Source organism: Microbacterium sp., from assembly GCF_029263575.1.
In the GTDB taxonomy this organism is placed as follows: domain Bacteria; phylum Actinomycetota; class Actinomycetes; order Actinomycetales; family Microbacteriaceae; genus Microbacterium.
In genome coordinates, this window is record NZ_JAJUFV010000021.1 from 17986 (window position 1) to 28916 (window position 10931).

Sequence of the window (10931 nt, forward strand, 5' to 3'; positions counted from 1 at the left end):
TGTTACTTCGCTCCATCCCGGTACGACCCGACCAGCCGAACCGCGCCGCCGTCGACGCCCTTGGCGCCCTCTTCGAACTCTCCAGCCGGGCGCGCGCCCGTGCCGACGGTCGCGACCTGCCAGGCGTCGATGCCCTCGGCTGACAATGCCGCGATCGCGGCATCTTTCTGGCTCTGGTCGATCACGGCGAGGAAGCCGATGCCGAGGTTCCAGGTGCCTTCGGCAGATTCCAGCGTGGATCCGGCGATGTCGCTGAGCACCCGGAACACCGGGCTCGGCGACCACGTCGAGCGATCGACCTCGGCCCAGCTGCCCTGCGGCAGCACGCGGGCGAGGTTCGCGGCGATGCCGCCGCCGGTCACGTGGCTGAGGGCGTGGATGCTGTCATCAGGAAGCGTCTCGAGAAGCCGCAGCAGCGGCAGCGTGTACAGCCGGGTGGGCTCCAGCAGCGCCTCACCCCACGTCGCGCCGAAGTCGGCGGCCGTGTCACCGTAGCCGATTCCGGCGCCGGTGATGATGTGACGCACGAGCGAGTAGCCGTTCGAGTGCAGGCCGCTGGATGCGAGCGCGAGCACGACATCGCCGTCGTGCACGCGCTCGGCGCCGAGCACGGCATCCGCCTCGACGACGCCTGTGGCGGCGCCGGCGACGTCATAGTCACGGGGTCCGAGCAGGCCGGGGTGTTCGGCGGTCTCGCCGCCGACGAGGGCCGTGCCGGTGTCGGTGCAGGCATCGGCGATGCCGCGGACGATATCGGCGATGCGCTCGGGCACGACCTTGCCGCACGCGATGTAGTCGGTCATGAACAGCGGCTTGGCGCCCACCACGACGATGTCGTCGACGACCATGCCGACGAGGTCCTGCCCGATTGTGTCGTGCTTGTCGATGGCCTGTGCGATGGCGACCTTCGTGCCGACACCGTCGGTGCTGCTCGCCAGCAACGGCTTGGTGTAGCCGAGCAGGGCGCTCGCATCGAACAGACCGGCGAAACCGCCCACGCCGCCGAGCACCTCGGGGCCATGCGTCGCACGCACAGACGACTTCATCAGCTCGACCGCACGATCACCTGCAGCGGTATCGACGCCGGCTTCGGAATAGGAGTTGGTGGAAGAGGATGCCACACGACAAGACTACCCGCCCGGCGATGGCCCATCTGCCGACAGGAATGCCCTGACACGGGTCAAGAGTGGACATGGCGAATGGCTCCCATACGATGGGGCCATGTCGGACAAGCCGCAGTGGTTGATACGCGAGGACGCCGGGGTCTCGGTGATCGTCGCGCTCGCGTTGCGACAGATGCTCGGCATCCGAGAACCGGAAGACCTTCCGGCGCTGCGCGAGCTGCAGGTGCGCGCACCGGATGACGCCGATGCCACACCCGCGCTCGAATCGCAGTGGCGCGAATACTGGGACATGACCGTCGAGCCCCGCGCGCATCCGTCCGAGAGTCCGCTGGAGCTGGTCGACGGCTTCGAGACGCTGGTCGCGCTGCCCTCGACCGGCGCGGAAGAGCTGCGCGACGCCATCGCGCCGCTGGCACGCCCCGCTCTGCAGTACGCCCAAGACGCCCACGCGCGCTACTTCACCGCCATGAACACCCCGACCGGCGGCGACGCCTATCGTGCCTATGCGAGCGCGATCGCCGAGTTCGAACGCGAGATCGGCCGCCGGGCGCACTCGTTCGAGTTGAACGTGCACGTGCTGCCGTTCTCACAGCGCGGCATCTGGTGGATCGGCGCCCTCACGGTCGCCGTGACCGACGGCCTGCGCCGCGACGTCGTGGCCTTCGACTCCGCCATCCGCCCGATCATCGCCGAGTTGGCGTAAGACTCAGCCCATCCGTACGAGACGCACGAACCGAACGACCAGGTCATCCGATCCGTCAGCGAGGGAGATGCGGATGCTCGTCGCATCCTCGCCGACCGCGCCATCCTCCAACGCGATCGTGGCTGTGCGCCACGCGCCGGAATCGGTGCGCTCCACAGCCGCCGAAGCGCCGGCATCCGTATCGATCGTGAACGACCCGGAGCCCGTGTCGAGAAACGTCACCTTCAGCACGGCCTGACCCGAGACGGATGCCGCGAAGCGCGGATCGACCTCGAACATGAACCCGGTGTCTCCCGAGGCCACGTCCGTCGACAGCCCCTCGTACGCGGTGCCATTGGCCTCCTCGAGCTCGCCGACGTGCGTGTCGACCTCGGTGCGGTGCGCGATCGAACCCGGCTCGTCCACCTGCACGAGCCAGCGTTCCAGATTTCGCACCCACGGCCGCGACGGCCAGTCGCCGTCGTCCTCGAACGGGCCGGTCTGCCCGGCATCCGCCCAGAAAGTGTCCTCTGCATCGCGCAGCGCAGCCCAGGCATCCGCCGAGGTCTCAGCCGTCTGGCCCAGCGACAGCCGCACCCAGTCCCAGTGCTCGGGGTACTCAGCCATGAACGATGGTCCCGGTACCACGTACATCCAGTTCATGCGCAGTTGCAGCGCCTTCAGGTTCGCCTGCCGCACGGCATAGTACGGGTCACTTGTCTCGTAACCGCAGTCGTTGAAGCACTCGTTCTCAGTCGCGACGACGAACCGGCCGGAATGGATCGGCAGCGACTCGTCGACCACCATGTGTCCGTTCGGCTGGATGTGCGAACCGTACGCGGGCGCCTCGCTGAGGTGAAAGTTGCTGGGTTCGGTGATGCCCGTGCGAATGCCCATACCGGCCTCCACCGCCCGCACCGCGAGCAGATCGTCAGCGGCTTCGAACGGGCCCCACGGGTAATCTTCGCCTGTGAAGACGAGCTTGTGGGCGTTATCGCCGAACAGCTCGACCAGATCGGTCCAGGCGTGGTCGTACCAAGCGAGATAGGTCTGTTCATCGAGGTCGCCGCGGTCTGCGGCATCCGACACCATCTCGTAGTCGAACTCGGCCCACGTGAACGCACCCGGCACGTACACGAAGCGCAATCGCGGATCATCCGCCAGGCCGAGATCGACGAACAGCGCGCGGTAGGTGTCCATCAGGTGACCCCACACGCACTCGTCCCAGATCGGCAGGTGCGACTGCCCGTCGTAGTCGGGCCCGTATGTGCCGACGCCGCATTCCTCGGCCACCCAGCGCGGCGCCCAGTCCTCGCCGCTGGCGAAGATGCGCATCCAGAAGTCGCCCGGCTCGGCCAGTTGCGCGTCCAGCCCGTCGAAGCTCATGCCCTGCGCCGATCCCGATGAGCCACGATCGAGCGCGCCGCCTCGCTCGGGCTGGATCTGGCGCCAGCTGACGTCGATCGAGCGCACCGCGACGAGCTCGTCTTCGGATGCCTCCTCAGAGAAGTAGCCCGAGTTCTCGGCCGGGCGCACCTGCTCGGGCAGTGTCCAGTCATCGCCGTCCACGACGCGCACGCCCTCGGGACCGGCGTCGACGAAGTCGTGTCGCGGGCCCGTGTCCAGCCTCACGTCCAGGACGTCACCGGTGGGCAATGGCTCGGCATGGTTCATGGTGCACCCCGTGAGCGTGAGAAGGATGGCAACGGCGATGACGGCGGTCGCGTCACGACGCATCGATGGCCTCCGTCAGTTCAGCGCGGGTCGCCTGCCCGCCCGTACCGCCGGCACCCCGCGTCGACAGCGAGCCAGTAACCGCCGCCCAGCGCAGGGCGACGGCAAGATCATGTCCCTCGATCCAGGCGGCGAGGAATCCGGCGTCGAAACTGTCGCCGGCGCCCGTCGTATCGACGACGTCGAGAGCAAGGCCGGGCGCGCGCAGCACGCGCTCACCCTGAACCACCAGACCACCGGCCGCACCGTCTTTCACGACCACGATCGGCCCACGCGCGGCGAGCGACAGCGCGGCCGACTCGGTGTCGTCTGCTGCCGCTCCCACGGCCGCGGCGAGCGCCACGGCCTCGGCCGCGTTGGGAAGCAGCAGATCGACCAGTGGCAGGCACGCGGCCACGCCTTCCCAGCGTTCGGCCGGATCCCAGTTGGTGTCGAGACTGGTGGTCACACCGCGGCTGCGCAGCTCGGTCAGCACGGCGGGTAGGTCGCCAGCCAGCTCGGGGGTGAGGAAGTACGAGGCGAAATGCACGTGCCGCGTGCCCGCAGAAACGCTGAGGACTTCGGCGGCGGTGACCCCGGCGAGCGCTCCGGTCAGGGTCAGGATCGCACGGTCTTCGGGAGCGGAGAGGATGACCGACACCCCGGTCGGCTCGTCCACCACCCGCACCGCCGACGTGTCGACGCCAGCTGCGGTGAGCAGGCGAATGGTCTGTTCGCCGAAGACGTCGGCTCCGACGCGAGCGACGAGCGCGGTGTCGACGCCGAGGCGGGCGAGTCCTGCCGCGCAGATTCCCGCACTGGAGCCGAGCACGAGATCGGCCCCCTCCAGCAGCTGCTCGGCCTGGCCGAATCGCGGGACGACGTCACCGCGCAGCACGAGATCGAGGTTGGCGTCGCCGGCGACGAGCACGCGGCCCGTCACCCCTTCATCCCCGTCATGGTCATGGTCTGCACGAACTGCTTCTGCGCGAACAGGAAGAACAGCACCAGCGGCGCCGTCGCGATCACGTTCGCGGCCATCAGCAGCTCCCACTGCGTGCGGCGGGTGCTCTGGAAGTTCGCGATGCCGAGCTGCACCGTGAAGATGCTGTCGTCGTTGATCGCGATGAGCGGCCAGATCAGGTCGTTCCACGAGCTCAACAGGGTGAAGATCGCCAGGGTCGCGAGGGCGGGCTTTGCCAGCGGCAGCACGACGCGCAGAAACGTCTGCAGTCGGTTCGCCCCGTCGAGCGCGGCGGCCTCTTCGATCTCCTGCGGAATCGACAGGAAGAACTGCCGCATGAGGAAGATGCCGAACGCCGACGCCAGCCACGGCACGAACGCCGCAGAAAGGGTGTTGATGACGCCGAGCTTCGAGAACATGACATAGGTCGGGATCATCAGCAGCTGAGTCGGGATCATGATCGTGGCGACGATCATGAAGAATCCGACGTTGCGCCCGCGGAAGTGCAGCCTCGCGAAACCGTACCCGGCGAGCGAGCACAGGATGCCGTGGGCGACGATCGCGATCACTGACACGATCGTGCTGTTGAGCAGCCAGACCAGCACATCGGTCGTCGTGAACAGCGTGATGAAGCCTTCCAGCGTGAAGCGGGAGGGCACGAACGGCGGCGGGAACTTCACCAGCTCCTCTGCCGGAGACACCGACGCCAGCACCATCTGCGCGAAGGGGATCACGAACAGCAGGGCGATCGGAGCCAGCACGAAGTGCCATCCGCTCATTCCCTTGCGCCTGCGCGGCGGACGCTCGTTCTTGCCCGTGGTCACGACGGCCGTGTTGAGGATGTCGAGCGCCATCAGAATGCCTCCATCTTGCGACTGCGGGCATAGATGACCATGCCGACGGTGATGAGCAGGGTCACGGCGAACAGCACGTAGGCCGCCGCCGAGCCGTAGCCGAAGTCGAGCGTCTTGAACGCCTTCTCCCAGAGGAAGTACACGATCGTCTTGGTCGCATCCAGCGGCCCGCCCCGCGTCGTCGTGTAGACCAGGTCGAACAGCTGAAGCGCGGTGATCGTCTGCCAGATCGTGATAAACACGGTGACCGGCCCGAGCTCGGGCCAGACGATTCGCCAGAACGTCTGCCAGCGGTTGGCTCCGTCGATGCGCGCGGCCTCCAGCAGCTCGTTCGGGATGTCCTGGAGGGCTGCGAGATAGATCACGGTGGTGAACGCGGCCTGGCCCCACAGCGACATGATCGCGATCACGAGCATCGCCTGCTGCGGGTCTTCCAGCCAGCCCTGCGCCGGCAGCCCCACGGTGCGCAGCGCATTATTGGCGAGACCGTACTGCGGGCTGAACAGGTAGGTGGAGAGGATGCCGGTGGTCGCCGCCGACGCCACGAAGGGCACGAAGATCGCGGTGCGGTAGAGACCGACGAAGCGGATCTTGCGGTTCAGCGCCACCGCCAGGAAAAGTCCCATCAGCACGGATGCCGGCACGAACAGCGCCACATACACACCCGTGTGCGTCACGGCATCCCAGAACTCGGCATCGCTCATGAGCTGGCTATAGTTGTCGCCGCCGATGAACTCGGGCGGGGCGAAGCCGTTCCATTTCTGCAGCGACAGGATGAAGGCCCATCCCGCGGGGAAGATCGACAACCCGAGGATGATGATCATCGCCGGAGACACGAACGCCCAGCCGGTCAGGTCATTGCGCCACAGCCCGCGGCGCCGCCGGGGCCTGGGGGTGTCGGGCGCGGGCAGCTGCTCGTCGGGGATCGCCTGCGCCGGCGGGGTCGTCTCGCGTGTCGTCATCGTCATCGCTACTCCTGTTTCCGATCCGTTCCCTGCGGCTGAGTTCAGGAAAGCACAATCGAACGCGTCAGATGGCGCGGGTTGTCGGGGTCCAGTCCGCGTCGCTCGGCCGTGCGCACCGCCAGGCGCTGAGCGAGGGCGAGTTCGATGAGCGGGTCGGAGGTGCCCTGCACGACGCTCGCACCGGTCGCCTCGATCTGCGCGGCGAGATCGTCGTCGCCGACGCCGAGGAACCACACCAGCGACCCGGGGTGCGCGACCGCGAGCGGACCGTGACGGTAATCCAGCAGCGGATACGACTCTGCCCACGCCTGCGCTGCCTCGCGGATCTTCAGCGCGGCCTCCTGCGCCAGACCGTACGTCCAGCCGCGACCGAGGTACACGATGTGATCGAAGTCCTCGGGCTGCTCCCGCGGATTCGCCAGGGCCTCGGCCGCGGCATCCGGCAGCGCCGAGACGTCTTCGCCGAAGGCTGCACGCGCGAGGAAGAGCAGCGTGGTCGGAAAGCGCGTCTGGACGACCGACTTCTCGTCGGCGAAGTCGAGCAACACGACATCGTCGGCCAGCTGCGCGCACGGAGAGTCGGCGACGCCGGTGATGACAACCTTGCGCACGCCCTCGGGCAGCGCGTTCATGGCCTCGATGATCTCGGTCGTCGTCCCCGAACGCGTGATGCTGACCACCACATCGTAGGGACGCCACGGGCGCGGCTCCGAGGCGTAGGCGGCGTCGGTCTCACCGAGACCCGCCTCTTCACGCAGCAGCGCGAACGATTCGGCGACGAAGGCAGAGGTGCCGCATCCGATCACCAGCATCCGCTCGCCTGGCCGTGCCAGCACGCGCGTGACTTCCTCGCGCATTTCCCATGCCTGGCGCCACACATCGGGCTGACTGGCGATCTCGACAGAGGTGATGTTCATGACTCTCTTTCCTGCATTTGCTGCTGTTCGCGGTGGATGCCGGGGCGGCCGATGTGGTCGCCCCGGCGGGTGCCTCAGTCGGCCAGTGCCCTGTCGGCCTTCTCGGCTGCGGCCTGGAGCGCCTCTTCGGGCGTTCCCTGGCCCTGCAGCACCTGCGAGATCGCGGAGCCGATGGCCTCGGACAGGCCGACGTAGCCGGCCACCGTCGGGCGAGCGTTGATCGCGTTCTCGTTGTTCTCGGCCATAACGTCCAGGCCCGGCAGCGCCTCGACCTGCTCCTGGAACTCCGGGGTGTCGATCTCGCTGGTACGCAGCGGAAGGTTGCCGTACGCGACGTTCCAGCGGAGGTCCTGGTCGGTGGCCGTCAGCCACTTCATGAGTTCGAACGACCAGTAGTTCTCGTTGGCGTCCTGCGTGTCGAACAGTGCCCAGATGTCAGGACCGGAGACGGTCTGGTGGTCGCCGTCGGTGCCCGGGAGGATCGTCACGCCGTAATCGGTGCCGGCGACGTTCAGGTCCCACAGCTGCCACGGACCGGAGGTCATCATGCCGATGCGGTCGGCGGCGAACAACTGGGCGAACTTGGTGTCGGTCTGGTCGAGATAGACGCTGCCGTCATCCACGGCCATCTGCCGCAGGAACTCGAGTGCTTCGACACCCTCGTCGCTGGCGAACGCGGCCGTGCCGTCATCGTTCAGGATGTCACCGCCGTGCTGCCACAGGTGCGGCCAGAACTGCCATGTGGTCTCCTCCGAGCCGGAGACCGAGTAGGCATAGCCGTAGGTCTCGGTCGAGGCATCCGTGAGCTGCTTCGCCGCGTCGCGGAAATCGTCCCAGCTCCATTCCGCGGTCGGGTACTCGAGCCCGGCAGCGTCGAAGACGGTCTTGTTGTAGATGAGCGAGATGTTGTCGACGAGAGCGGGGAAACCGATGATCGCCTCACCCGTGGGCTGAACCGTCGCCCGGGCAGCCTCGGAGAACTCGTCCCAGCCGACCTCGGGGTCGGCGACCTGCTCGGTGATGTCGAGGGTGCGCTGTGACGACTCGAGCTCACTCGCCCACGCGCCGAAGGAGTACGAGATGTTCGGGTAGGTGTTGCCGGCGAAGCCCGCCGAGAGCTTCTGAAGCAGCTCTTCTGTCGAGGATGCTCCGGGCGAGATGTCGATCGTCACGTTCGGGTGGAGCTCTTCGAACTCGGCAGCCATACCCTCGAGCAGGGTCTGAGCTTCATCGCTCTGACCGGTCCACCAGGTGAGGGTGACATCGGCTTCGGTATCGAGTTCTGTGGCGCCGGAGGAGCCGGCGCATCCGGCCAGGGCGAAAAGGGCACCGACCGCGGTGATGGCCGTGGCAATGCGGACGGTATTGCGGTGCTGTGTCATGACGTCCTCTCATCGGGGGTGCGGCGTCGGTGCTGCACCGGGATAATCGTCTATATTGGCGCAGAATGCGCGTTTGTAAATAAAACTGAGCAAAGCAATCATTTTTGTTGATCAGATCGTTGCTTCCACCCACCCGCACCACGAGTGTTAACGCTGTGACTATTGACGACATCCTCCTTCGCAACTGGGCGCCGAGAAGCCGCCTGCAGACCCCTCAGACCGCGGTGCCCGTGCCGCACACGCCATGCATCGACGTGCACAATCACCTCGGGCGCTGGCTGTCTGACGACGGCGACTGGATCATCCCCGACGTCGACGCTCTGCTCGACACGATGGATGCCCGACGCGTCGAGGCGATCGTGAACCTCGACGGAATGTGGGGAGACGAGCTCGAGGCGAATCTCGACCGCTACGACCGGGCGAACCCCGGACGCTTCTTCACGTTCTGCCAGCCGGACTGGTCGCTGCTGTCGAAGCCGGATGGCGGCGAACGCCTGCTCGACCAGCTCACCGACAGCGCACGCCGAGGCGCCCGGGGCGTGAAGATCTGGAAGAACCTCGGCCTCGACGTGCGCGATCACACCGGCGCGCTGGTCGCACCAGATGACCCCCGCGTCATCGCCCTGGTCGCGCTGGCGGGCGAGCTCGGTCTGCCCGTGCTCATCCACACCGCCGATCCGATCGCCTTCTTCGACCCGCTCGACGAGCACAACGAACGCCTCGACGAGCTGCGCGAGTCGGCCGACTGGTGGTTCGGCGACCGTGATCGGCATCCGTCGTTCGACGCCCTGCTCGACGCGCACGCCCGCCTCGTGCTCGCCTGCCCCGATACCGACATCATCGGAGCGCACGTCGGATGCGCCGCAGAAGACCTCGACCGCGTCTCAGCACTCATGCGGGCCGCACCGCGCTACCACGCCGACATCGCCGGACGCATGGCCGAGCTCGGCCGCCAGCCGCGGCGTGCCGCGCAGCTGATCGCCGAGCACCCCGATCGCGTGCTGTTCGGCACCGACATCTACCCCACGAGCGACGAGCAGTACCGCCTGCACTACCGCTTCGTGGAGTCGGCCGATGAGAGCTTCGAGTACGCCCCCGGCGAGCCCTACCCGCCGCAGGGGCGCTGGACGGTGTCGGCGCTCGCGCTCGACCCCGCGCTGTTGCCGGCCCTGTACCGCGACAACGCGCGCCGCGTGTTGGGTCTGTGACCACAGCGCGCGGCGGGCGCGGACTCGTCCGCGTTTACGAGGCCGTGAGCTCGAGCGTGCCGCCCAGCTCACGCGGAAGCAGCGCCGCATGGGCAGCGGTGAGCTCGTCGCACAGCTCCCAGATCTCGGTCGGCGTCAGCGACGAGCTCGCGTTCGGGTCCGTCAGCACGGCGCGACGAACGAGCTCGGGGTCACCCTCCCGCATGGCCCGGATCGTGAGGTCGGCAACGGAGAGGTAGGTGCGATTCAGCGCTGCCCCGGCCGCCGGGATGGAACCGGCGACGATCGGATGCACGCCGTCGGCGTCCACGCGAGCGGGCACCTCGATCACGGCATCCGTCGGCAGGTTGTCGATCAACGCGCGGTTCGGGACATTCGCGTGGATCTCGCGCTGCGTGCCGGTGAGGATCGAGTGGATGATCTGCGGGGCATACTCGGCCGCGTCGCCCTCGTCGTGCAGCGGAACATCGCCGCCGGAGGCAAGAGCCTGCTGCGCGTCGTGGAACTCCTGCACGTTCTCTTCGGAGATACCGATGTACTGCAGCGGCTCGAGCCGGAAGCGCTCGATCTGCGCGTCAGAGCGGAGGAACCAGCTGAGGTACTCGGCCGAGTGCTCGCTCGTCTCCGTGGGGTAGAAGCCGATGCGACGGAAGATCTCGGCGCGTACACGGCGCTGCAGGTCGGGCGTCTCATCGATGAGCTTCTGCAGGCGCGGGTAGAGATCTTCACCGTCACGGCTCCACTCGGTCAGCCACGCCTGGTGGTTGACGCCGGCGGCTCGATAGTGAGTGCCCTCAAGCGGTACGCCGATGAGCTCGCACAGGTCGTTGACCGTCCAGTACACGCTGTGGCACAGGCCCACAGCTTTGATCTCGGGGGCGACCACAGACATCCACCAGATGTTCATCGCCATCGGGTTCGTGTAGTTGAGGAACCAGGCGCCGGGGCATACTTGCTGCATATCGCGCGCGATGCCGCTGAGCACGGGGAACGTGCGAAGGGCGCGGAACACACCGCCGACACCGGTGGTGTCGCCGATCGTCTGCCGCAGACCCTTCGCCGCCGGCACCTCGAGGTCGATGCGGGTGGCGTCGATGCCGCCCACCTGGATCATGTTGATGA

At 67.2% G+C, this 10931-nt stretch carries 10 protein-coding genes; 2 read left to right on the forward strand and 8 right to left on the reverse strand.

What is annotated here, in order from left to right; all coding sequences use genetic code 11:
* Positions 1-2 precede the first annotated feature (2 nt).
* Positions 3-1121 (reverse strand): phosphoribosylformylglycinamidine cyclo-ligase, encoded by a 1119-nt coding sequence (gene purM / locus Q1J95_RS03850; RefSeq protein WP_300265950.1) that lies wholly within the window; start codon positions 1119-1121, stop codon positions 3-5.
* A 100-nt stretch (positions 1122-1221) separates the two neighbouring features.
* Here purM and Q1J95_RS03855 point away from each other — a divergent pair, with 100 nt between their 5' ends.
* Positions 1222-1827 (forward strand): zinc-binding alcohol dehydrogenase, encoded by a 606-nt coding sequence (locus tag Q1J95_RS03855; protein WP_300265951.1) that lies wholly within the window; start codon positions 1222-1224, stop codon positions 1825-1827.
* A gap of 3 nt (positions 1828-1830) precedes the next feature.
* Here the strand turns inward: Q1J95_RS03855 and Q1J95_RS03860 are convergent, their stop codons facing one another.
* From Q1J95_RS03860 to Q1J95_RS03885, 6 genes are all read right to left on the reverse strand, one after another.
* A complete protein-coding gene (locus Q1J95_RS03860; protein WP_300265952.1) occupies positions 1831-3543 on the reverse strand; it encodes a hypothetical protein in 1713 nt (570 codons plus the stop codon).
* On the reverse strand, positions 3533-4462 hold the full coding sequence (locus Q1J95_RS03865; RefSeq protein WP_300265953.1) for a PfkB family carbohydrate kinase: 930 nt from the start codon (positions 4460-4462) through the stop codon (positions 3533-3535). The genes Q1J95_RS03860 and Q1J95_RS03865 overlap by 11 nt, the downstream gene beginning before the upstream one ends.
* Positions 4459-5337: a carbohydrate ABC transporter permease gene (locus Q1J95_RS03870; RefSeq protein ID WP_300265954.1), complete on the reverse strand. Its 879-nt coding sequence runs from the start codon at positions 5335-5337 to the stop codon at positions 4459-4461. The genes Q1J95_RS03865 and Q1J95_RS03870 overlap by 4 nt, the downstream gene beginning before the upstream one ends.
* Complete coding sequence (locus Q1J95_RS03875) at positions 5337-6305, reverse strand: carbohydrate ABC transporter permease (protein WP_300265955.1); 969 nt, start codon at positions 6303-6305, stop codon at positions 5337-5339. Before Q1J95_RS03875 ends, Q1J95_RS03870 begins: the two co-directional genes overlap by 1 nt.
* A gap of 38 nt (positions 6306-6343) precedes the next feature.
* Positions 6344-7219 carry an SIS domain-containing protein gene (locus tag Q1J95_RS03880; RefSeq protein ID WP_300265956.1) on the reverse strand — a complete coding sequence of 292 codons (876 nt, stop codon included), beginning with the start codon at positions 7217-7219 and terminating at the stop codon, positions 6344-6346.
* A gap of 74 nt (positions 7220-7293) precedes the next feature.
* The gene (locus Q1J95_RS03885; RefSeq protein WP_300265957.1) at positions 7294-8601 is read right to left on the reverse strand and encodes an ABC transporter substrate-binding protein; all 1308 of its coding nucleotides are present in this window, start codon (positions 8599-8601) and stop codon (positions 7294-7296) included.
* Between the two features lie 155 nt (positions 8602-8756).
* Between Q1J95_RS03885 and Q1J95_RS03890 the strand changes: the two genes are divergently transcribed.
* Positions 8757-9809 (forward strand): amidohydrolase family protein, encoded by a 1053-nt coding sequence (locus Q1J95_RS03890; protein WP_300265958.1) that lies wholly within the window; start codon positions 8757-8759, stop codon positions 9807-9809.
* A 34-nt stretch (positions 9810-9843) separates the two neighbouring features.
* On the opposite strand, the gene Q1J95_RS03895 is transcribed toward Q1J95_RS03890, so the two are convergent.
* Positions 9844-10931: alpha-glucosidase/alpha-galactosidase (locus Q1J95_RS03895; RefSeq protein ID WP_300265959.1), on the reverse strand; the 1088-nt coding region annotated here is incomplete at its 5' end.

What these genes read in the sequence shown, in the direction of transcription:
- Q1J95_RS03855 (WP_300265951.1), top strand. Translation starts at nt 1,222, where the DNA reads ATGTCGGACAAGCCGCAGTGGTTGATACGCGAGGACGCCGGGGTCTCG.
- Q1J95_RS03870 (WP_300265954.1), bottom strand. Translation starts at nt 5,337, where the DNA reads ATGGCGCTCGACATCCTCAACACGGCCGTCGTGACCACGGGCAAGAAC.
- Q1J95_RS03875 (WP_300265955.1), bottom strand. Translation starts at nt 6,305, where the DNA reads ATGACGATGACGACACGCGAGACGACCCCGCCGGCGCAGGCGATCCCC.
- Q1J95_RS03885 (WP_300265957.1), bottom strand. Translation starts at nt 8,601, where the DNA reads ATGACACAGCACCGCAATACCGTCCGCATTGCCACGGCCATCACCGCG.
- Q1J95_RS03880 (WP_300265956.1), bottom strand. Translation starts at nt 7,219, where the DNA reads ATGAACATCACCTCTGTCGAGATCGCCAGTCAGCCCGATGTGTGGCGC.
- Q1J95_RS03860 (WP_300265952.1), bottom strand. Translation starts at nt 3,543, where the DNA reads ATGCGTCGTGACGCGACCGCCGTCATCGCCGTTGCCATCCTTCTCACG.